The organism is Streptomyces sp. NPDC033966 (genome assembly GCF_055575955.1).
Window position 1 is genome coordinate 57,626 of the sequence record NZ_JBVIRQ010000011.1, and the last position, 21,713, is coordinate 79,338.

General features: G+C 71.6%; 19 protein-coding genes and 2 pseudogenes. 15 read left to right on the forward strand and 6 right to left on the reverse strand.

The genetic code is table 11. From position 1 onward, the window contains the following. The first annotated feature begins 13 nt into the window (after positions 1–13). The 6 genes from ACZ518_RS28195 to ACZ518_RS28220 all read left to right on the forward strand — a co-directional run bounded on the left by ACZ518_RS28195 (position 14) and on the right by ACZ518_RS28220 (position 7,121). Positions 14–1,396 carry a KamA family radical SAM protein gene (locus ACZ518_RS28195; protein WP_469115812.1) on the forward strand — a complete coding sequence of 461 codons (1,383 nt, stop codon included), beginning with the start codon at positions 14–16 and terminating at the stop codon, positions 1,394–1,396. Next, on the forward strand, positions 1,387–2,310 hold the full coding sequence (locus ACZ518_RS28200; protein WP_469115813.1) for a GNAT family N-acetyltransferase: 924 nt from the start codon (positions 1,387–1,389) through the stop codon (positions 2,308–2,310). The genes ACZ518_RS28195 and ACZ518_RS28200 overlap by 10 nt, the downstream gene beginning before the upstream one ends. Next, complete coding sequence (locus ACZ518_RS28205; protein WP_469115814.1) at positions 2,307–3,590, forward strand: ATP-grasp domain-containing protein; 1,284 nt, start codon at positions 2,307–2,309, stop codon at positions 3,588–3,590. Before ACZ518_RS28200 ends, ACZ518_RS28205 begins: the two co-directional genes overlap by 4 nt. 30 nt (positions 3,591–3,620) lie before the next feature. Next, a complete protein-coding gene (locus ACZ518_RS28210) occupies positions 3,621–5,291 on the forward strand; it encodes a serine hydrolase domain-containing protein (RefSeq protein WP_469115815.1) in 1,671 nt (556 codons plus the stop codon). A 98-nt stretch (positions 5,292–5,389) separates the two neighbouring features. Continuing rightward, positions 5,390–6,709 carry an aminotransferase-like domain-containing protein gene (locus tag ACZ518_RS28215; RefSeq protein ID WP_469115816.1) on the forward strand — a complete coding sequence of 440 codons (1,320 nt, stop codon included), beginning with the start codon at positions 5,390–5,392 and terminating at the stop codon, positions 6,707–6,709. A gap of 178 nt (positions 6,710–6,887) precedes the next feature. After that, on the forward strand, positions 6,888–7,121 hold the full coding sequence (locus tag ACZ518_RS28220; protein WP_469115817.1) for a hypothetical protein: 234 nt from the start codon (positions 6,888–6,890) through the stop codon (positions 7,119–7,121). Positions 7,122–7,722: 601 nt separating this feature from the next. Here ACZ518_RS28220 and ACZ518_RS28225 read toward each other — a convergent pair. Further along, entirely contained in the window at positions 7,723–9,069 is a 1,347-nt protein-coding gene (locus ACZ518_RS28225) for a hypothetical protein (RefSeq protein WP_469115818.1), read from the reverse strand. A gap of 199 nt (positions 9,070–9,268) precedes the next feature. Between ACZ518_RS28225 and ACZ518_RS28230 the strand changes: the two genes are divergently transcribed. Both ACZ518_RS28230 and ACZ518_RS28235 read left to right on the forward strand, forming a co-directional pair. Then, positions 9,269–10,189 (forward strand): NlpC/P60 family protein, encoded by a 921-nt coding sequence (locus ACZ518_RS28230; protein WP_469115819.1) that lies wholly within the window; start codon positions 9,269–9,271, stop codon positions 10,187–10,189. 69 nt (positions 10,190–10,258) lie between these two features. After that, positions 10,259–11,737 (forward strand): phospholipase A2, encoded by a 1,479-nt coding sequence (locus ACZ518_RS28235; RefSeq protein ID WP_469115820.1) that lies wholly within the window; start codon positions 10,259–10,261, stop codon positions 11,735–11,737. Positions 11,738–11,949: 212 nt separating this feature from the next. On the opposite strand, the pseudogene ACZ518_RS28240 reads toward ACZ518_RS28235, so the two are convergent. Beyond that, positions 11,950–12,174 (reverse strand): annotated as a pseudogene (locus tag ACZ518_RS28240) (IclR family transcriptional regulator); the annotation flags it as partial. 267 nt (positions 12,175–12,441) lie between these two features. Here ACZ518_RS28240 and ACZ518_RS28245 point away from each other — a divergent pair. The 3 genes from ACZ518_RS28245 (at position 12,442) to ACZ518_RS28255 (ending at position 14,332) form a co-directional block, all read left to right on the forward strand. After that, positions 12,442–12,966 (forward strand): hypothetical protein, encoded by a 525-nt coding sequence (locus tag ACZ518_RS28245; protein ID WP_469115821.1) that lies wholly within the window; start codon positions 12,442–12,444, stop codon positions 12,964–12,966. Between the two features lie 171 nt (positions 12,967–13,137). Continuing rightward, positions 13,138–13,500, forward strand: a complete 363-nt coding sequence (locus ACZ518_RS28250) for a hypothetical protein (RefSeq protein ID WP_469115822.1) — start codon at positions 13,138–13,140, stop codon at positions 13,498–13,500. 196 nt (positions 13,501–13,696) lie between these two features. Further along, on the forward strand, positions 13,697–14,332 hold the full coding sequence (locus tag ACZ518_RS28255) for a VOC family protein (protein WP_469115823.1): 636 nt from the start codon (positions 13,697–13,699) through the stop codon (positions 14,330–14,332). Between the two features lie 393 nt (positions 14,333–14,725). On the opposite strand, the pseudogene ACZ518_RS28260 reads toward ACZ518_RS28255, so the two are convergent. After that, positions 14,726–14,836, reverse strand: a pseudogene (locus tag ACZ518_RS28260) (dihydrofolate reductase); the annotation flags it as partial. 138 nt (positions 14,837–14,974) lie between these two features. After that, the gene (locus ACZ518_RS28265) at positions 14,975–16,489 is read right to left on the reverse strand and encodes an alpha/beta hydrolase family protein (RefSeq protein WP_469115824.1); all 1,515 of its coding nucleotides are present in this window, start codon (positions 16,487–16,489) and stop codon (positions 14,975–14,977) included. Between the two features lie 258 nt (positions 16,490–16,747). Here ACZ518_RS28265 and ACZ518_RS28270 point away from each other — a divergent pair, with 258 nt between their 5' ends. From ACZ518_RS28270 to ACZ518_RS28285, 4 genes are all read left to right on the forward strand, one after another. Continuing rightward, entirely contained in the window at positions 16,748–17,902 is a 1,155-nt protein-coding gene (locus ACZ518_RS28270) for a sensor histidine kinase (protein WP_469115825.1), read from the forward strand. Beyond that, positions 17,899–18,561, forward strand: a complete 663-nt coding sequence (locus ACZ518_RS28275) for a response regulator (RefSeq protein WP_469115826.1) — start codon at positions 17,899–17,901, stop codon at positions 18,559–18,561. The genes ACZ518_RS28270 and ACZ518_RS28275 overlap by 4 nt, the downstream gene beginning before the upstream one ends. A gap of 219 nt (positions 18,562–18,780) precedes the next feature. After that, positions 18,781–19,968: a cytochrome P450 gene (locus ACZ518_RS28280; protein ID WP_469115827.1), complete on the forward strand. Its 1,188-nt coding sequence runs from the start codon at positions 18,781–18,783 to the stop codon at positions 19,966–19,968. Beyond that, complete coding sequence (locus ACZ518_RS28285; protein ID WP_469115828.1) at positions 19,965–20,177, forward strand: ferredoxin; 213 nt, start codon at positions 19,965–19,967, stop codon at positions 20,175–20,177. The genes ACZ518_RS28280 and ACZ518_RS28285 overlap by 4 nt, the downstream gene beginning before the upstream one ends. A gap of 165 nt (positions 20,178–20,342) precedes the next feature. Here the strand turns inward: ACZ518_RS28285 and ACZ518_RS28290 are convergent, their stop codons facing one another. After that, on the reverse strand, positions 20,343–20,801 hold the full coding sequence (locus ACZ518_RS28290; protein WP_469115829.1) for a hypothetical protein: 459 nt from the start codon (positions 20,799–20,801) through the stop codon (positions 20,343–20,345). A 140-nt stretch (positions 20,802–20,941) separates the two neighbouring features. After that, positions 20,942–21,514 carry an EF-hand domain-containing protein gene (locus ACZ518_RS28295; RefSeq protein ID WP_469115830.1) on the reverse strand — a complete coding sequence of 191 codons (573 nt, stop codon included), beginning with the start codon at positions 21,512–21,514 and terminating at the stop codon, positions 20,942–20,944. Positions 21,515–21,713 lie beyond the last annotated feature (199 nt).

Below are 21,713 nucleotides of genomic sequence, written 5' to 3' on the forward strand. Positions count from 1 at the left end.
AGGAGCACGCCGCATGAGTCCCACCGCGGCCCAGCCGTACACCTATCGCAGGAAGGAACTGACGGAACCCGACTGGAAGCGCTTCCCGGGCTGGCGCGACACCACCCGCGCCGACTGGGAGTCGCCGCAGTGGCAGCGCCTGAACTGCGTGCGCAACGCGAAGCAGTTGCGTTCCGTGCTGGGCGACCTCGTCGGTGACTCCTTCTACGCCGACCTGGAGCGCGACCGGGCCGAGCGGGCCACCATGTCCGTCCTGCTGCCGCCCCAGATGCTGAACACGATGGCGAGTGGGGTGCCGGTCGCGGGGGCCGGCAGCCTGACCGACGCCTTCTACGCGGACCCGGTGCGCCGGTACATGCTGCCCGTCTTCTCCGACCGGCGCGCCGACTGGCCGTCGCACCCGCGAGCGTCACGGGACGCCCTGCACGAGCAGGAGATGTGGGCGGTGGAGGGCCTGACCCACCGTTATCCCACGAAGGTCCTCGCCGAGATCGTCGCGACCTGCCCGCAGTACTGCGGGCACTGCACCCGCATGGATCTGGTCGGGCAGTCCACCCCGATGGTGAGCAAGACCCGGTTCGCCGCGAAGCCGCAGGACCGTCTGGCCGCCATGGCCGACTACCTGCGGGCCCATCCCGAGGTGCGGGACGTCGTCGTCTCCGGCGGGGACGTGGCCAACGTCCCGTGGCCCCGGCTGGAGGCCTTCGTGTCGGAGCTGCTGGACATCGACAGCGTCCGGGACATCCGGCTGGCCTCCAAGGCGCTGGTGACCCTGCCCCAGCACTGGCTGTCGGGAGAGGTCCTCACCGGCCTGGAACGCCTGGCGAAGGTCGCCCGCGACCGGGACGTCCAGATCGCCGTCCACACCCACGCCAACTCCGCCGCCTCGGTCACCCCGCTGGCCGCCCACGCCGCCCGCGCGGTCCTGGAAACCGGCATCCGCGACGTACGCAACCAGGGCGTCCTGATGCACGGCGTCAACGACACCCCCGAGCAGCTGCTCGACCTCTGCTTCGCCCTGCTCGACGGCGCGGGCATCGTGCCGTACTACTTCTACCTCTGCGACATGATCCCCTTCAGCGAGCACTGGCGGATACCGCTGTCCCGGGCCCAGGCCCTGCAGGACGACATCATGGGCTACCTCCCCGGGTTCGCCACGCCCAGGCTCGTGTGCGACGTGCCCTACATCGGCAAGCGGTGGGTGCACCAGGTCGCCGAATACGACCGAACGCTCGGCATCTCGTACTGGACGAAGAACTACCGCCTCCCCGGCGAAGCGCAGGACCTGCAGACGCTCACCCGCCGGCACGAATACCTGGACCCGATCCACACCCTGCCGCAGGAAGGCCGCGACTGGTGGCGCGCGGCCGTCGACGAAGGCCGAGCATGGAACTGACGACACACCACGACTTCCGCATCGCCGTACTCGACGACGCCGACGTGGCGAGCGGCGCGGCGCTCGCAAACACCGGCGACGCCGACCTCCTGCGCCTCGTCGACCCCACCCCGGAGCAGTACGAGGAGCTGACCCCCCAGGGGTTTCTCTTCAAGCCGCAGTGGCTGTTCTGGACCCGTCCCGTATACCCCACCCTCGACACGTACCTGGACACCCTCCAGCCGCGGATGCGCAGGTCCACCCGGCACGCGATACGGCGGACCGAGTCCGGCTACCGGCTGGAGGTGGAGGAGACGATCGACACCGCCCGACTGGACACCTGGTTCTCGCTGTACGAGCGGCACATCGCCTCCCTGCCCCGGGGAACCCTGTACGCCGCCGAGGACATGGAGTGGTTTCGGACCCACCCCGAGCAGGTCGTCGGCGTCTACCTGTACAGCGGCGAGCGCATGGTCGCCGGACTCATCTGCATGAAGGTGCCCCGGCACAACATGCTGCGCATGACCTACTACGCCTATGAACCGGACCACCGCGATCACGGCATCGCCCGCTTCATGTACGTCCAGGTCGGAGTGGTTGCGGCCGAGCTCGGCTACGAAGTCCTGTCTGCCGGCGCGGACCCGAACTTCTACGGCCACGACGTCGCCACCGGCCTGTATCTGTTCAAGCGGCGCCTGGGGTTCCGGGCGGACCCGCTGTGGCGCTACGAGCCGGACGACCCGCCCGTGCTGGAGAAGGTCCTGTCCCTGGACCGGTGCGAGGACCCGTCCTTCTGCGTGGGCTACGGGGACTACGACGTCCAGCGGGCCCCGCTCACCGGGTACGTCATGTCCCGCGTCCCGGGCCCCGCAACGGAACCCTTCCACGCGCCCATGCTCGCCTCCGTGGTGCCGCACCACCTTACCGACCGATGAAGGGACAACCAACCGTGCCCGGACTGCTGATCCTGGACTGGGACCCGCACTACCGCTCCTACGTCCTGGAGTCGTGCCTCGCCCTCGGCATCGAGGCACACCTGGTCATGCGCGAAGCGCCGGCCGCACTCCCCACCGGGGCCGAGCGGGTCCACGTACTGCCGGGCCTGTACGACGACCCGCTGCAGTGGGTCGATGAACTCGCCGAGTACGTAAGGCTGCACAGGCTCTCGGGCGTCTTCACGCACGAGGACGAGCTCGTCGAGCTGAGCGCCGCCCTGTGCGACGAACTCGGCTTTCCCGGGGCCTCCCTGCCGGCGGTGCGCCTGTGCATGGACAAGTCCGCCACCCGCGACCGGTTCGCCGCGGCAGGGGTCCCGGGGCCCCGCTACCGCGTGGCCTCCTCGCTCGACGAGGCGAGGCATGCGCTCGACGAGCTGACCCTTCCGGTCGTGCTGAAGCCCGTGGCCGCCTCGGGCGGCCAGGGGGTGACCCGCCTGACGGACGCGAGCGCCCTGCCCCAGGCCTGGGACTGGGCCATCGAACCGTACAGATACCTGCCGGCCGTCTACCACCGGGTCATCATCGAGGAGTTCCTCGAAGGACCCCTGGTGAGCGTCGAAGCTGCGGTCGTCGACGGCGAGGTGCACGTCATCACTGCCACGGACGGGCTCCAGACCATCGAGCCGGTAGGCCCGACCCAGTCGCGGTTCGTCTACGACGCCCTGCTCGTCCCGACCCGGCTGCCCGCCGAGGACTACGAGGCGATGGCCCACTGGACCCGCGAGGCCGTCCGGGCCCTGGGCATCCGCACCGGCATCGTCCACACCGAGTTCAAGCGGACCCCGCACGGGGTGCGCATCGTGGAGGTCAACCCGCGGCTGCCCGGTGTCTACATCCCCGAACTGGTCCACCAGGCGCTCGGCATCGACCTCGCCGGCGCGGCACTGCAACTGGCCCTCGGCCAAAACCCCGACCTGACCGAGAAGCACCACGGAGCCGCGTGTGCACGGCTCCTGTTGGCCCGCACGTCCGGACAGGTGCACGCAGTGGAGGGCGTCGATGAGGCGGCCGCCGCACCGCACGTCATCAGGGCGTGCCTCTTCGTGGCACCCGGCGACGCGGTTGCGCCGCCCCACGAGGGGAACATCGAGGTACGGCTCGGCTACGTGCTCACCGAGCACACCGATCCGCACGGCGCACTGCGGGCGGCCGACGAGGCACTCGCCCGGATGAACGTGCGGATAGAAGACCCCGAGACCGTACAGGCGGCCCCTTAGATGCCCGCCCGCGAAGGCGGGGGCGCGGACATGCGGAGGGAAGCCGATGCCCTGTTCCGGATCGTGGAGGCCGAGCGGAGCCGGCACGGGATACCGGGCCTCGCCCTGGCCGTCGTGGACGGGACGGGCGTAGTGCAAGCGCAGGGCTTCGGCCGCACCAGCGCGCAGGACGAAGCGGAGGACGTCTCGGCCACGACCCTGTTCCGGCTCGGCTCCGTCACCAAACCGCTGACGGCGACCGCGGTGCTCAGGCTGCACGACCGCGGGGTGATGGACGTCGACCGGCCCATCGTCGACGTCCTTCCCACCCTCGCCGACTGCGGCTACCCGGCGGTCGAGCGGATCACTGCGCGCATGCTCCTGGGCCACACGGCCGGGCTCCCGCACGACTTCTTCCCCACCGGCGGCGGCGCCCCGGCCGACCTTCCCGACATGGTGCTCCGGCTACTGCGGACGTACGGGCCGGTGGCCCCGCCCGGCACCGCGTACTCGTACAGCAACCCGGGCTACGATCTGGCCGGGGCCGTAGCGGCAACCGCAGCAGGGACGCCCTTCCCGCAGCTCGTCGACGAACTGGTGCTGCGCCCGCTCGGCATGGCGTCGACGACGTTCGATCCAGCCGTGGCCCTGACGCACCCGCTCGCACTCGGCCACTGGTACGGCGCCGACGGGACCCCCGTCGTGGAGCGGCAGATCGCCGACAACGTCGCGCACTACCCGTCCGGGTTCGCGCTCTCCAACGCCCTCGACATGGGCCGCTTCGCGGCGGCACACCTGGGCGCCGCCACCGGACGTCCGGACCCGCTGCTCACCGAGGAGTCGCAGCGGCTGATGCGCACCCCGCATGCCCGCCTCTTCCTCCCGGACGACACCGAGAGCACCCTCGGCTTCCACCGGTGGCGGTGGCAGGGACACCCGGTCCTCGGCCATGTGGGCGACATCTGCGGGTACGGGGCGTGGCTGGCCATGCTTCCCGACCACCGTATCGGAGCCGTGCTGCTGGCCAACGCGATACCGCCCGGCTTCGACGGAATGTCGCTGGTGCACCGGATCCTGGCAGCGTACGCCCCCGGTCCCGGCCGGTCGGGTCCCCGCCGGCCGGGTCCCGACCCCGCCGCGCGGGCGGGCGGCGCAGAACAGCGGACCGACGCGTACCCCCGCGGCGGTGCCGGCGTGTTCGTCGGCCAGGCCACTGGCCTGGTACGCCTCGCCGAGGAGGCAGGCGGCCTGACCGCGGAGATCAACGGGCGGCACCTCAGGCTCCGCCCCGCGGGGAACGGCCGCTTCGAGGGCGCCGGAGCCGGCGACGGGCCCCTCGTATCGCTGGGCTTCCCGGGAACGCGGCCGGACCGCCCTGCATACGTGATGGTCGACGGGGAACTGTGCCAGCGATTCGACGAGAGCCTGCTCGCCACACCGGAACCATCCGACCTCGCACGCTACACCGGCACGTACGCCCGCCTCGACGAGGTCACGGTCTTCGTCCGGGACGGGCAGCTCTACCTGTACTCCCAAGAGGACCTGGGCGAGTTCAGGTGCCTGCCGCTGACACGCACGATGTTCGCCTTCGAAGGAGGGATGATCGAGTTCATGGTCGATGAAACCGGTGAGGCCCGTGCCATCCGGGCCCGCAACGCCGTCACCCTCCACAGGACCGGCGCCCAGCCGGGCCCCGGCGCGACCGCAGAGGTCGGCCGGTGACCGCCTCGCTCACGACCCCGGGCACGGTGTGCGCGCCGCGGCCCGGCGATCCCCACCCCGCCGCGTTCCGACTCGATACCGCGGGCCTCCACGCCTCGGTGACAGACCCCGCCCTCACCTCCATGACGCTCCTCAACGACATCGCCGGGCGGTATCCGCAGGCCGTCTCCTTCGCGGCCGGCCGCCCCTACGAGGGCTTCTACGACACCGGCTCGCTGCCCCGCCAGTTGCGCACCTTCGAGGAGCACCTGGAGAAGGAGGCGGGTCTCGGCCCGGACGACATCCGCCGCACCTTCTTCCAGTACGGCCGCACCAAGGGGGTCATCCAGGAGCTGATTGCCCGGCATCTGGAGCTTGATGAGGCGCTGACCGTCGACACCGAGTCCATCGTGGTCACCACAGGCGCCCAGGAGGCGATGGTCCTGGTCCTCCGCGCGCTCCGCCGCGACGCGCAGGACGTCGTCCTTGCCGCCGCGCCGGCCTACGTGGGGTTCCTCGGCGCAGCGCGGCTGGTCGACATGGGCGTGAGGCCCGTGCTCGAGGGCCCGGGCGGCATCGACCTGGCCGACCTGGCCGAGCAGATCCGCCGGGCCCGGCAGGAGGGGCTGCGGCCCCGCGCCTGTTACGTCGTAACGGACTTCGCCAACCCGAGCGGCGCCAGCATGTCCCTGGAGGACCGGCAGCGGCTGGTAGACCTCGCTGATCGGGAGGACATCCTGCTCCTGGAGGACAACCCGTACGCATTCTTCCACGCCGGGATCCCCAGGCTCCCCACGCTCAAAGCCCTGGACCGAACACGGCGGGTCGTCTACTTCGGGTCGTTCTCCAAGACCGCCTACGCCGGTGCCCGCATCGGCTATGTGGTCGCCGACCAGCCTGTGACCGGGGACGGCTCGGGGGCGGTCCTCTTCGCCGACCAGCTGGCCCGTCTGAAGAGCATGCTGACGCTGAACACATCCACCGTTGCCCAGGCCGCGATCGGAGGCTTTCTCGTCGAGAACGGGTGCAGTATGGAACGCGCAACCCGGCGCGTCGCAGCCGTCTACCGGCGAAACCTGCAAGCCGTGCTCGACGGCCTCGAAGAGCGCTTCGGCAGCCGCTCCGCCTTCCGCCCGGCTGGCGCGGTCTCGTGGAACACCCCGAGCGGCGGCATGTTCGTGGTCGTCACCCTTCCTTTCGTCGCGGACGACTCGGCGCTGGAACGCTCCGCAGCGGAGTTCGGCGTGTTGTGGACCCCGATGCACCACTTCTACGGCGGCGCAGCCGGGTTCCATCAGATCCGCCTTTCCTTCAGCGTCCTCACCCTGGAGCAGATCAACGAGGGCCTCGATCGCCTCGTGTCCTTCGCCGCCGCCGGACCCCGGCTCGACTGCCGGACCATGACAGAACGAACCCCGTCACCCCCCGACCGGCCCTGACGCTGCCACCTCTCATTGAATTCCCACGGCAAGCAGGCTGACACGACCACGTGCTCGTCGCACACCGAGATCGACTCCTGCCGGGTGGGTGAGAGCATGGTGGCCGCATCGCAGCAACACCGCAGGGGAGGCCACGACCTGGGGCCCGGCAACGTGGGAGGTGATGTACCGTGGGCCCGTGCCCCTCGTGCCCCTCGTGGTCCGCATGGAGAGCAACGGCGGGGGCCGCACGGGTTGGCTGAGCCGCGACATCTACGGCCCCGAGCACGACGTGTATCCCGGGACCCGCTCCTTCCGCCTCCTCACCGACGGCGGCGTCCCCGCCCTCAACGAGGCCCAGGACCGCCCAGGCCAGGGCCTCCCTGCGAGTCGAGGCCCTCCGCGCCCTCATCCCGAGCAGGCCGCCGCGTGACGGACATGTCCCCCAGAATCAGCGCCCAAACCGCTGCTGACCTTGGAGAATCAGCAGCTGCGCGAGCGGCTTGACCAAACCTCCTCAAACGTCGTCCCGCTGACCGGCAGGCGGACCTGAAGCTCTGGTCGTGAGCTGCGGCCCATGGAGTCCCGAAACGGCCTCTTCGCCCAGCGCTCTCGGGGTGGAGCCGGCTCACCTGATGCGTACCAGGAACCGCAAGGACTGGGCGGTCGCTGACCTGCGGAGTGCCGCCGCGCTGACAGCAGCGGATGTGCACGGAAAACTCGGAGTCTCGGCCAAGGCTTACCGACGGTTCGAGCAGCAGGGGATCGTACCCGCCCAGCATCCCCTCTTCCTCGATGACCTGGCCGAGGTACTCCGCGTCCCTTACAGCGCCCTGGACCAGGCGATGGACAAGATCCCCGCCGTCTCGGACCGTCGTTCGCGCAGCGAGGAGCTGATGCGCGAGCTGGTCCAGCAGTACGTGGACGAAGACACGCGGTGGAAAGAACCACGTAGTCATGCCGGGCCCGGAGGCCAGTGGCCCCGTTGCGGAGCCGCCGAAAACATAACGGGGGGCATCCGCGCGCGTTCGGGGTCAGTCGATGAGATCCGTACGCCATTGGGCGCGGGCGGTGGACAGGAGCTGGGGAAGGGCTGTGGTCCGCTCGTCGTACTCCTGGTCGTTGACGAGGAGCTGGTAGACCTGGCCGCCGTCGCCGGCGACGAAGAGTTCGGTGCGGTGGCAGGGGGTCTCCCGCGCCGGCCAGTGGTAGTCCATCTCCACGCGCACGGCCTCCTTCCCGCCTTGTACGTCGGCGTGGGTCGCGGATTTCAGGGCCACCATTTTCGACTCTGCCGGCTTGCCGTACCAGGCGAGTTGTCCGGTGGCGGCCGACGGGGCGGTGTGACCGTTGCTGTCGTCCCGCTTCACCCCGATCACGTATCGGTCGTCAGGGGAGACCCAGGTGGACTGGAGCGCGTTGTCGACGTCCGGTTTCCATCCGTCGGGTACGGCGACGGCGAGGCGGAGCGCTTTCGCCCGGACGATGTGCCAGCCGGACGGAACCGGCGGGGGCGCCGGTTCTCCGGAGCCCGCCGGCGGCGGGGATGCCGGGGCCGAGCCTTCCGCTGGTGCGGGGTCGCCGGCAGTCGGGTCCGGCACGGCGGGTGCTGAGATCGGCTGTTCCTGCGCGGTGTCCCCTGGTGAGGAGGGACTGCCGGACGTCTCCTGCGCATCGCCGTAGTGGTTGGCGATGACGAGGACCGCGACCAGGGCCGCGAGTGCCGCCCACTGGGCGGGGGCCCGCCAGCGGCCCCGCCGTCTGGCGCGCGGGTGGGATTCCTTCGGGGTGTTCGCAGGTGCCGGGCCTGCGGCGGACGTGCCCGGCGGAGTGGGGGTCCCTGCAGTGTCATCACGCGGTCCGGCCGGAGGCGGCGTCGGGCTCGTGGAGGCGCCCGGTGTGGGGGCCTCTTGCCGCTGGGCGTGCTCGTGCGCAGTGCCGGGGGCGGGCGGTGCGGCCGGAGCGGCCGAGGGCTCATCGGAGCCCGGATCCGGTGGAGGGGCGGTCGACGGCGCGGTGGGGGCCGGGCCGGCGGTGCGGCCGGCTGTTGGTGTCGGGGCAGCGCCTGCCGCAGGTGTCTGGGGGGTGGTCGCCGCTGCGGCCGTCGCGGCCAGATGCAGGCGGCGTGCCTCCCTCAGCCGGTCGTCCCTGGTACGGCCGTCGCGGGCATAACGGTCTTCGATGATCTTGCTGAGGCGCGGTAACGGAATGATCTTCACGCCGGAGCGGTACTCGCTCCACACGCTCGGGCTCAGGCTGTAGCGCTCCGCCAGCTGCGTCCCCGTCCAGTCCGCGGTCAGCTCCCGCAGGAACCGCGCGAGCGCGTTCGCCTCGGCGGTGCGCCCTTTCAGCGGGCCCGGCTGACGCCCAGATCGGTTCACTTCTCCCCCTCCACAGCCCGGCAACCCTGCCGGAAGTTCGCGGAACTTCGCCGATGTTCGCCGTTCTTCGCCGCCTGCACCCGAGCTGACCTGCGCGAATACAAGTACGGGCCAACGAACAATCAGATCAGGTTCCAGCGTGGTGTTCCACCGCTTCCGCCAACGAGACCGGCGGAACCACCACGGCGAAGGGACCACCGTGCACCGACCGCTCGTACGCCGGCCCAAGGCGCTCGCGGCCCTGGCGGGACTGGCGATGGCCATCGGCCTGGCCGTTATCCCCGCACAGGCCCAAAGCAGTCCTGACTACCAGCGCCCCTCGACAACCGGAACCATCGGCCGCGGCGCGGCGCCCGGCGGGCCCGTCACCCGGGAGCAGGTCATCGCCCGCGCCGAGGACTGGGTCAAGGAGCGTGTCCCCTACAGCCAGGAGCACTGGTGGAAGGACGGCGCGACCGGTGGCTCCTACCGGCAGGACTGTTCCGGCTTCGTGTCCATGGCCTGGCAGCTGGGGGACAGCCACACCACCCAGTCCCTGCCTTCCGTCGCGATCCGGCTCCCCGGCTTCGGCCAGCTGGAGCCCGGCGACGCCCTGGACAACCCGGCGTCCCACGCCGTGCTGTTCGGCGGCTGGACCGACAGGGCCAAGGGCGACTTCTTCTACTACAGCGAGAGCGGCGAGAGCCTGCCCGCCCACAAGACGCACGCGAACATCCACGACAGCAAGATCGCCGACTACCCCCGCAGCTCCTACATCCCCCTGCGCTACAAGAAACTCACCACCACACCCTCCGCGCCGGCCCGGACCACGCCGACCGCCGAACCCTCGCGGCCTGCCCCACCGCGGCCCGCCACACCGCAGCCGGCCCAGCCGCTCAAGGCGAGGCCGAAGCCCGGCAGCACCGCCGAGGCGCCGAAGCCGGCCACCGCGGCACCGGGCCCCAAGGCGACCGCCGAGGCGCCGAAGCCGGCCACCGCCACGCCTGCGGCAGGCCGGGACAGCGGCCCGACGGCCGCACCCACCCTTCCTTCCACCGCCTCAGCCCCGGGCTCCAGTCCCGGCAGCGGCTGCGCGCCCGCCGGCAGGCCCTCCTTCTGGGCCTGGATCTTCAGCTTCTGACCGGTCGCCCCACAGCGGCCCCGTCACCCCGCCCCATTCATCCCGTCCACATCCCGGAAAGGGATCACCATGCACCCCGACACGCCCCGAAACGGCCGACAGGCCGCACAGCGGGCCGCCGCCCTCTGGAGCAGGCTCCACAGCGGCATCCGAATGCTGTGCCTGCTCATGATCGGCGTCATCGCCTTCGGCGTCACCGCCAGCGCCTCCCCCGCCAAACGCCAGGTCGGACGGCCCTCCGGTCCGGCACCGATCGCACTGGAGCAGATCGTCGCGGTCGGGACGTCGGTGTTCGCTCTGTCCGCCGACCATCAAGGCGTCTACGAATGGTCCGAGCACCAGGAGAACTGGCGGCGGGTGAGGGGCGCCGCGCAGAAGCTCTACGCGGGCGGCGGCAACGTCTACGCGATCGAAGCCGGCCACAGCGGAGCGGGCGACATCTCCAGGTACAACCCGAAGACCGGTGGGTGGCAGCGCATCGGTGGCCCCGGATACACCTTCGCCGCCACCTCCAAGCACCTCTACGGAGTCAGCCCCAACCAGTCCGGGCTCTGGAAGTACAGCGGCCGCGGTGACAAGTGGGACAAGGTGGGCGAGCGCTCCGAGAACCTCTACGCCGGTCCGGACGACGCCGTCTACGTGACCAACCCCGACGACAAGAAGATCTTCCGCTACGACGGAAAGTGGACTCCCGTGGGCGGCGAGGGCGCCACGTTCGCCGTCACCGACAAGAACCTCTTCGGCCTGACCCCCGACCGCGGCGCTGTCGTCGAGTACGACGCGAAGAAGAAGAGGTGGGACCCCATCAGCGGGCCTGCCGAGAGCATTTTCGCCGCCAACACCCTGTACAAGGTCATGCGTGGCACGGGCGACCTCCACAAGTACAACGGTCACCCCAACAGCTGGAACCGCATCGGCGGCCCTGCGGCCGGCTTCGCCGCCAGCGGCCACTACCTCTACCGGATCGCCGCCGACCACCGCTCCGTCCAGAGGTACAACGGCAACGGCGCGAACGACGTGTGGCGCAACCTCGGCTCCCCCGCGGTTCCGGTCACCTACACGGAGAAGACCACCCGCCTGGCCGCTCTCACGCAGCTCGGCCCGCAAGCCACCGCCGACTGGCTCCAGACCGCCGATGCACACCGCAGGGGCGAGCCGGACCCGTACGAGTTCCGCTGGACGAACAACGAATGCAACTTCCCCGCCCGGAACCGCGTCGCCGGCTACGACTTCACCACCGCCTGCGTCCGGCACGACTTCGGCTACCGCAACTACCGCGACCTGCACGGTGAGAAAGACTTCCGCTCCAACCCGAACGGCAAGGCACGCATCGACGAGATCTTCCTCCAGGACATGAACCACGTCTGCGACCAGCAGACGCGCCAGCACACCCCTGTCACCATCGCCACCTGCAAGGCAACCGCCAAAACCTTCTACGAGGGGGTCAAGTACGGGGAACCGGCCATCGCCGCGATCACCGGCGACCACGTCCCCGGACCCAAGAAATGGGTCAAGGGATTCATGGACTGGCCCGGCACAGGCCGATGAGCTGATCCGCCCCCACCGGCAGAGTGCACCCACTCTGCCGGGGGGGGGGGGCGGGCTGTCTGCCCTGCCCAGGCCCTGCCGCTCCCCCACCGGCAGCACCTGCGGCAGAGGGGCGTGGTCAGTCGTGGCGGGGAGGGGACAAGGCAGAGGCCACCGCGACGCGACCGCGGTCCCATACATGATCACCAGATGGCGGTTGCACCGGTCCCGCCCCGGCGGCTGAAGCGGGCGGTTCTGTAGCGGGCAACATGATCCATGCGCAGGTCGGGGTCGAGCTGGGTCATTAGGTACTTGCCGACGGCGCTGGCGTGGGCGGCGAAGCGGAAGTCGACCCACTCGTGGACGGCCAGGGTGATGGGCCCGTCGGCCATCTGGGTGATGTTGACCTCGCCGTAGACGTAGCGGCTGAAGTAAACGGCGGCGCCCCCGCTGTCACGCGCGAGCTGAGGGTGTGCTGAATCTCGAGGCGGGTGCCGCCGGGCAGCCTTCCACGCAACCGACATCGCTCACACCGCCCTCTACCACGCACAGGCCCTGCTCACCCCCGCAATCTTCAATCACAGCCTGCGTACCTACCGACCTGCTCACCGTGATCGCAGTGGCGGAGTCAAACTTGTGGACCGCACACTCCTCGTCCTTCCGGGGGAGGTGGATCGTCCGCGGAGTCGATGCAGGTCCGTGGGCTGCCCAGACATATTGAGGGCATGACAACCCACACAGCGCGCAGAGATACGACAGCGACGGAACGGCCGGTTCCCCGGTGGGCAGCCGTTGCGGCCCATGCGATGCCTTTGGTCGCGCTGCCTGTCTGTCTGTGGCGTCTGCCCATCGCCTTCGGCTACGGCATGGGCGGGGAGGTCCTGCCACCCTCACCCTGGAACATTCCCTACGTCGTCGGACTCAGCGTCCTGTCCGAGGTATTCGCACTGCTCAGCTTCGGCTTGGTCCGTCGGTGGGGAGAGGTTGTGCCCACCTGGATTCCCAAGCTGGGCGGCAGACGAGTACCGCCCTTCGCAGCGATCGTCCCCGCGACAATCAGTGGCCTCTTCTTCACCTCCCTGATGGTCCATTGGGCGTTCGGGGCCTTCCGCCTGGGCGGTGCTGAGGGCTTCCCGTACGCCGAGGGTTGGGACGTGCTGGCGATGACGGTCAGCGGTCTGTTCACTCTGTGGGGCCCCCTGCTGCTGGCCCTGACATTCGCGTACCACCGCCGACGTCGCTCTCGCTGAGCAGGTACGGGACTTCACGGAACTCCGGCCAGAGCCCATTGATGAGTACGCCGACACCGCTACCAGCAAGTCACCCACAGGGATGGACCGCGTCATCCCTTGGTGGTAACGGTGATCATCCACCCCCCGGAGCCTCCTACCGTCGGCACAAGCCCAACGGAAGGAAGACTCATGCGCCTGGCCTCCACCCTCCGAGCCCTCCTGGCCACCGCCGTCCTGGTCGGCGGGACCGTCATGGCCACCGCCACCCCCGCCGGCGCGGTCACCTGCCCCACCCGCGACTCCCCCAAGACCGACGCCGGAGAGGCCAGCTGGACCCTGACCTGCCGCCAGGTCGAAGGGCAGACCGCGCTCCACATCGACGGGTGGGTGGAGGACACCCGTCGCGACGCCCTGTGCGCGGTCGTCCGGATCACCCCGGAAGGACGGAAATACGCGGACGAGGTACGGGCCTGCGGCTACGGCACCCGCGTCCAGATCCACAAGTTCTACCAGGGCCGCAGCGCCATCGTGAGGCTCGCCACCAGCAGGTGACGCCCAGCACGGCGGCCGGCGAGGTGAGGTCAGGTGAGCGAAGCGGGAAAGATGCGAGGCAGCGCTGCTGCCTGGCTCTGACCGGGCCTCCCCGACCGGGATGACGGTGATCGATCCGCTCCACGGCTGAATCCACGGCGGACGCGGCGTGGCGTGGCGTCGGGATTTGTGCGGGTTGTCGGGCGATGATGGCGCGGTGCGACTTGATCACGTGTCCTATGCGGTGGCCCGCGACAGCTTCGTCTCGACCGTCCAGTGGATCGGATCGGCCCTGGGCGCCGGGTTCGTCGACGGGGGCGTGCACCCGCGATTCGGCACCCGCAATTTCATTCTCCCGCTGAGCGGCGGCACCTATGTCGAGGTCGTCACCACACTCGACCACCCCGCGGCCGACCGTGCACCCTTCGGCCAGGCGGTCGCGCGCCGCGCCGCCGAGGGCGGCGGCTGGCTCGGCTGGGTGGTCTCCGTCGACGACATCGCCCCGGTCGAGGCTCGCCTCGGCCGCACCTCGGCCGAGGGCCACCGTGTCCGCCCCGACGGGTTCGACCTGAGGTGGAAGCAGATCGGTCTGCTCGAGCTGCTGGACGACCCGCAACTTCCGTACTTCCTCCAGTGGTTGGTCCCCATCGAGGAGCGCCCGAGCGCCGACCCGCGCACCTCCACCACCATCCACGGGGTCTCCATCGCCGGCGACGCCGCCTCCATCGCCGAATTCCTGGGCGAACCGGCCGACCACCCCCTCGACAAGATCGAGGTCACCTGGGTCGAGGATGAGGAACCGGGCCTGGTCTCGATCGAGTTCGCCACCGCCCACGGCCTGGTCACGATCTGACCACCGCCCACTGGTGTCTCCTGGTCAGCGTGTGTCTCCTTGACGGGTTGGTCGGTTGGTCGGACGTGCCTGCCCGATCGGTGATCACTGATGCGATGTGGGGCCGGGGCCGGATCGGGCCATCGCGTGGAAGTACCGCACCAACTCGTCGTCCTGGCGGGAGCTGCCCGACGAGATCGGCCCGCAGACCGCCCGCAAACGCCTGAGCGGCGTGACACGGCCTCCGCCGGCGCTGCGGTCCGGCTGTCATGGGGCCCTGCGGAGCGGAACGACATCGGGAAGGCCGGTCGGCATCGACGGCCGCGCGGCTTCCGGTGCCGCCGGGAGAGCGACGACGGTACGGGCCGCGGGACCTTGCGCCCGGCGGCCGACCGCCCAGGCCGCTCGGGTCGGTCAGCGGCGTACCCGATAGCGCAGGTGGAGCACCCGGTTGCCCTGGATCACCACGGCAGGATCCTCCAACAGGTGCTGCGCCCGGACCGACCCGATGTAGCGCTTGCCGGACATCGGCCGGGGGCCGGGGCGGTGGGCCGGACGCCGGCCCTGAGCGCCTGGGCCGGCCCCGCACCGGCCCGCCCGAACCGCTCAGGCGGATCGCGCCGGTGCACCCCGGTCCGGACCCGGTGACGCGCGTGAGGCCGATCACGGGGTTGGCGTCGCAGTTCCCCGAGCCCCTGATGACGAGACCGTGCCATAGGCCCGGAGGGTGTCGGCCGGGTCGCCGGGGCGGCCCCGCAGGGCGACGTCCAGGAAGGCGAGGGTGGCCGCGGCGACGACGCGCGGACCCTCGGTGCGGCCCAGGGTGCCGACGATCGAGGGAACCGGCGGCAGGTAGAGCGGGCCGTCCATGAAGGTGAGGTGCCCGGCGCCGGGGACGGTGAGCTGGTAGCTCGTCGCGGTGCTGTGCTCGAGGGCCTCGGTGAGCCGGGGCAGGTAGCGCGGATCGGTGCCGGCGGTGATCTCCTGGGTGAGCGCGAGCGCCGGCTGTTCCAGGGCGGGCGCGGTGGGGCCGTGGGGGTAGCCGTCCAGGTCGACGACGGCGTCGAACCGGCGGTCCTGCCGGGCCGCCTGCAGGGCGGCGGCTCCGCCCAGGGAGTGGCCGGCCGCCGCGGCGCGGCCGGTGTCCAGGCGTCCGGTCAGCGGGTCGGCGGTCTCACCTCGGTCCAGTCGCTCCAGCTGGGTGAGGACGAAGCCGAGGTCGGCGGCCCGGACGGCGGTCCAGCCGGCGGCCAGATCCTCGTCCCTGTCGCGGTCCCCGGAGGAGGCGGTCGTGGTGCGGATCGTGCGGCCGTCGGCGAGGACGACGACGGTGGAGTCGTACGGGTGGTCGAGGGCGGCGACCAGGTAGCCGTGGCTGGCCAGCTCCTCCGCCCAGGCGGTGTTCTGGGAGCGCACCCCGCCCGACCCCGGGGAGAAGAGGACGACCGGGAACCGCTCTGCCCCGCCGGCCACCGGGGCGTCGACGACCGCGTGGCTGCGGGCCCTCGGGACGCCGTCGACCAGGAAACCGGGCAGGCCGACCCCGTCGGCGAGGGCCCGGGAGACGGTCCGCGCCTCGTCCTGCGTGCGTCCCAGGTACTGGGCCCGGGGGACGTCCGCAGGGCTCTTCTGCGCCGGGTACCAGAGCTGGACCACGACCGTGCGCCGGTCGTCCGGATCGGCGGTGAAGCCCTCGGGGCGGAGCGGGTCGGTCCACTGCACCACCCGGGTGCCGACCGCGAAGTCGCCCGTCGGCTCGGGGAAGACGGGTACGGGGAAGGCCCAGGCGGCCACCGGGCCGGTGGCGATCAGGCCGGCGCAGGCCAGCGTTCCGGGCAGGGCCAGCCACCAGCGGGCCCGCCGCGCCGGCCGGCCGGTACGGCGCCGCAGCAGGGGCGGGAGGGCGAACGCCGAGGCGACGGCGGCAGCGGCCAGGACCGGAAGCATCTGCCAGCGGATCCCCACGATGCCCAGCACGATCGCCGACGGTACGAGGACCGACGCGGCCGCGACGGTGCCGGGCCGGCGGGCGGCCGGGGGGAGCCAGCGCGCCAGCAGCAGCGCGACGGCGCCCAGTAGGACGAGGACTTCCGGAAGGGACAGGGACAGGGACACGGACGGCCCCGGGATGGTTTCGGTCACCCGGCCATGCTCGGCGCCGGGCCCGCGCCGCCGCATCGGCCCCGGGTCGCCGCCGATTGCGACCGGGGTGGCAACCGGGGCGGGCCGCGGTGCGACCGGCGTGGCAACCGGGCACCCCGGACCGGCGGCCGGCCTGCGACCGTGGGAGGTGGTGGGTGTCCTCCTGTGGTCGTACCCCGGCACATTGCACTCCGACGCCGGGCTCATGCGCGGCGCGGACACGCGTCCTAGGCTGCGGCTGTACGCGGTGGCGGCCCCGGCCGGGCCGCCACGACGACCGATCGGCGGAGAGGTGTGACGGTGCGCCACTGGGACCGGGTACCGCCCCTGGTGTGGGACTCGGTGCTGCCGGCGCTGCTCCTGCTCAACGTCGTGACCACGTACCCGGCCCGGGAGCTGCGGGTGGCGGCGGCGCTCACCGCCGCCCTGGCGCTGCCCCTGGTGTGGCGGCGCCGGGCCCCGCTCGCGGTGTTCGCCGCCGTGGTGGCCGCGGCCTTCGTCCAGTGGCTGGTGGACGTCCAACTGCCCGCGGACATCGCCCTGCTGGTGGCCCTGTACACGGCGGCCGCGCACACGGGCCGGCGCGGCACGCTGCTCGCCGCCGCCGTCGTGGAGGGCGGGGCCGTACTGGCCTGCCTGCGCTGGGCATCGAACGGCGCGTTCCTGACCCCGTTCGTCGCGCTGTCCGCGATGGTGGTCGCCGCCGCCGTCCTCGGGGTGAACGTGCGGACCGGCCGGGCCTACCTCGCGGCCGTGCAGGAGCGGGCCGAGCGGCTGGCGCTTCACCAGGAGCAGCAGGCGCTGCTGGCCGTCGCCGAGGAGCGGGCCCGGATCACCCGCGAGATGCACGACGTCGTCACCCACAACCTGTCCGTCATGGTCGCGCTCACCGACGCCGCCGTGTACGCGCAGCACAGGTCCCCGGACCGGGCCACCGCCGCGATGCTGCAGATCTCCGAGACGGGCCGGCAGGCCCTCACCGACATGCGGCGCTCGTTGGGCGTCCTGCGGGCCGACGAACCGGACGCCGAGCGCCACCCGCTGCCCGGCATCGCCCAGCTGGCGGCGCTCGCCGGCCAGATGGCCGCCGCCGGGCTGCCGACCGGCCTGGAGGTCCGCGGCGGCCACGCCCATGTGCCGGCCACCGCACAACTCACCGTCTACCGCCTGGTGCAGGAAGCGTTGACCAACACCCTCAAGCACACCCCCGCCGGCACCCGCGCGACGGTCCTGGTCGAGTGCACGGCCGGGAGCATCGGCGTGGAGGTCACCGACAGCGGCCCCCGCCCGGCGCTTCCCGCCCCCGCACCGTCCGGCCACGGCATCCCCGGCATGCGCGAGCGCGCGGCCGCCTACGGGGGGACGCTGCGGGCCGGACCGCTTCCGGGCGGCGGCTGGGGCGTACGGACCCGGCTCCTGCTCAACAGCGGTGGGGCGGGCGCCGTATGACGATCCGCATCGTGATCGCCGACGACGAGGCGCTGCTCCGGATGGCCTTCGGCACGATCCTGGAGGCCCAGCCCGACATGTCGCCGGTCGGCGAGGCCGCGGACGGCGCCGAGGCCGTCCGTCTCGCCCGGGAGCTGCGGCCCGACGTCGTACTGATGGACGTCCGGATGCCCGGGACGGACGGGATCGAGGCGACCCGGCAGGTCGTCGAGGTCTCGCCGGGGAGCAGGGTGCTGATCCTGACCACCTTCGACCTGGACGCGTACGCCTTCGCCGCGCTCGGCGCCGGGGCCTCGGGCTTCCTGCTGAAGAACACCCGGCCCGAGGAACTGCTCACCGCGATCCGCAACGTCGCGGCGGGCGACGCGGTGCTCTCCCCGCGGATCACCCGGCGCCTGCTGGAGGACTTCCGTCCGCACCTGGCCGACGGGGGCACCACCGTCCGCGACGAGCGGCTGGACCGGCTCAGCTCCCGGGAGCGGGAGGTGCTCGTCGAGGTCGGTCGCGGCCTCTCCAACGCCGAGATCGCGGCCGCCCTGTCCCTCGCGGAGGCGACCGTGAAGTCCCATCTGGGGCGGATCCTGCTCAAGCTGGAACTCCGCGACCGGATCCAGGCCGTGGTCTTCGCCCACGAGAACCGCCTGGTCCCCCCGGCCTGACGCCGGCCGGGGGCTCAAGCGACGAACGGCGGCACTGCGGTCGACGTCATCCGGGTCCCGCGCGACCGCGGCCTCGTCCCGGTCCCCGGCCCGCCGCGTCGTCGGTGCCGCGGCCCAGGGGGTGTCTGGTGTGCCCCGCTTCAGCGCCACGCAGCCGGTGCCGGTCACGCTGCGGGCGGCGGGTGTGCCGCCCGCCGCCCGTCTGCGTGAGGATGCCTGATGACCGAGCCCGTCGCGTTCCCCAAGGACCGCACGTGCCCCTACCACCCGCCGGCCGCCTACGACCCGCTCCGGGGCGGCGCCCCGCTCAAGCGGGTGACGTTCTTCGACGGCCGCTCGGTGTGGGCGGTGACCGGACACGCCGCCGCGAGGGCGCTGCTGGGGGACGCGCGGCTGTCCAGCGACAGCGAGAACGAGGCGTTCCCCGTGCCCTCCGAGCGCTACGTCGGGCTGCTGCGCCGACGCACGCCGCTGCTGGGCGTCGACGACCCCGAGCACAACCGCCAGCGCCGGCTCCTGATCCCGAGCTTCACGCTCAAGCGCACCCACGCGATGCGTCCGCGGATCCAGGAGATCGTCGACCAGCTGATCGACGACATGATCGCCAAGGGCCCGAAGGCGGAACTGGTGGGCGACTTCGCCCTGCCGATGCCGTCGAAGGTCATCTGCTCGATGCTCGGCGTGCCGTACGCGGACCACTCCTTCTTCGAGGAGCAGTCGCGCCGGCTGCTGCGCGGCCCCGAGCTGTCCGATGTGGAGGACGCGAGGGACCGGCTGGAGGACTACCTGCGGGCGCTGATCGAGGCCAAGCAGGCGGAGCCGGGCGAGGGCATGCTCGACGACATCATCCGCGAGCAGACGGCCGTGGGCGAGTTCGACGCCGAGGAACTGGCGGGGCTGGCGTTCATCCTGCTCATCGCCGGCCACGAGACCACGGCCAACATGGTCTCGCTGGGCGCCTACACCCTGCTGGAGCACCCCGAGCGGCTGGCCGAGCTGCGGGCGGACCCCTCGCTCGTACCGACGGCCGTCGAGGAGCTGATGAGGTACCTGTCCATCGTCGAAGGAATGCTGCGCGTCGCCCTCGACGACATCGAGATCGCGGGGGAGACGATCCGCAAGGACGACGGCGTGGTCTTCTCCCTCTCCCTCGTCAACCGCGACGAGAGCGTCTACGCCCACCCCGACGTGCTCGACTGGCAGCGCTCGGCACGCCACCACGTCGGCTTCGGCTTCGGCATCCACCAGTGCCTCGGGCAGAACCTGGCCCGCGCGGAGATGGAGATCGCCCTGGGCACCCTGATCACCCGGCTTCCCGGGCTCCGGCTGGACGCACCCGCGCAGGAGATCCCGTTCAAGCCGGGCGACACCATCCAGGGCATCGTCCAGCTCCCCGTGGCCTGGTGAGCGCCGTGCGTCCCGTCCACATCGCGATCGACACCGGCCGCTGCATCGGAGCGGGCCAGTGCGCCCTGACGGCCCCGGACGTGTTCGCCCAGGGCGACAGCGGGTTCAGCGAGGTGCTGCCCGGCCGGGAGGATGGCAACGGCAACCCCCTGGTGCGCGAAGCCGCGCGGGCCTGCCCGGTCGCGGCCATCGCGGTCCGCCTCCGCTGAGACGGCCGCCCCGCATTTGATCCGGAAGAGACGGCCTGGCTGGTGTGCGGGTGTTGCGGTCCGCGGGTGTTCCGGTCCGCGGGTGTTCCGGTCCGTCGACGCCGCTCGGGCAGAGGAATCGTCAGGGCCCGTGGATCAGATCGGCCGGGGGCGTTGATGCGGTCGTCAGGTTCGGCGGCTCGCCGCGTTGCGGACACGGCGGGTGCGTCCGTGCTCGGCCAGCAGGCCGAGGGCGGCAGGCGAGGTGACGAGCTGGGCGGCGGCGGCCGTGCGCTGGAACCAGTCGGACGCGGTCAGCAGTTCCTCGTCGGTCCAGGGCTCGTCCAGCGCGATGGACCTGAGCAGAGTCCACTCGCGCAGGCGGCGGGCGAGGAAGGCACGATCGCCGATGACCGTGGCCATCATCGTGGCCCAGGCGGGAAACCGGGGGCTGGTCAGCTGCTGGGCCGCCCGGCGTTCGAGGTGATGGTTCACGGCGCTCTCGGCCATGGCCGCGTCTTCGTCGCGAAGGACGGTGGCCAGCAGGTCGGCCTCCTCCGCCTCCGTGACGCTGTCCAAGGCCCGCAGGTATCGGGCATAGCGCCGGTGCTCGGGGGGTTCGTCGTCCTCGTGGGAGCCGGTCATGCGGCAATCACATCATTCCGCTCGACCCGCTGACCACGTTTCGGAGCAGACTCCGGCCAGGACGAGGGGGACGGGACGGGCGCCGTTCACCGAGCACCAGCGGTTCTGGGCGTCTGGGCCGGGCCGGCCGGCACAGGCCGTCAGTGGTCCGTGGGCCCGGTCCGCGCGTCGGGGCGCCCCATCCACCAGTTGCCCGGCACGGCGGGGTCGGCACTGGACCAGTACTCGACGACGGCGGACTCGAACTCGGCGGGGCTCAGGGAGCCGTCGCCGTCGCGGTCGAGGTGGCCGAAGGCCTCGTCCAGGTCGGCCTGGACGATCGCCGGGAAGTGGCTGCGCTGGAAGGCGTCGAACTCGGCCTTGCTGACGGCACCGTCGGCATCGGTGTCGGCGATGGCGAAGAACGCCCGGGCCAGCGCGCCGACGGTGGCGGCGGCGGCCTCGGGGTCGGCGGCCAGGGTGAGGGTGCTGGCGACGAACTCCCGCTTGGTCATGCGGCCGTCGGGCCCGCCGACGTGCGGGGCGTGCAGATCGCGCCAGATGGCGACGTACGCGTCGACCATGCGGGTGTGCTCGGCCGAGCCGCGGGCGTACCCGAGCTGGTCGGCGGCACGGTCGCCCATGATGACGTGGTCGGCCTCGGTCAGGGCCCCGTCGCCGTCGGTGTCCAGCAGGTCGAAGCCGTGGCTGATCTTCTCGCGCAGGATGTCCATGGCTGTCAACGTAGCGCAGCCGCCGCACGCCGAACGCCGCAGCGGCGGAGGAGCTGCGGGTATGGTGCCCGCCTTCCTGCGGTTCCGGATCGGGCGGCAGGGCCGGCACCCGCCATCACTGCGGTCCAGCAGCGTCCGGATGGGAGTGGGGCACGCGCCCTTCGGCGGCGAGCCGGCCGACCGACTGGGTGTCGGCCGC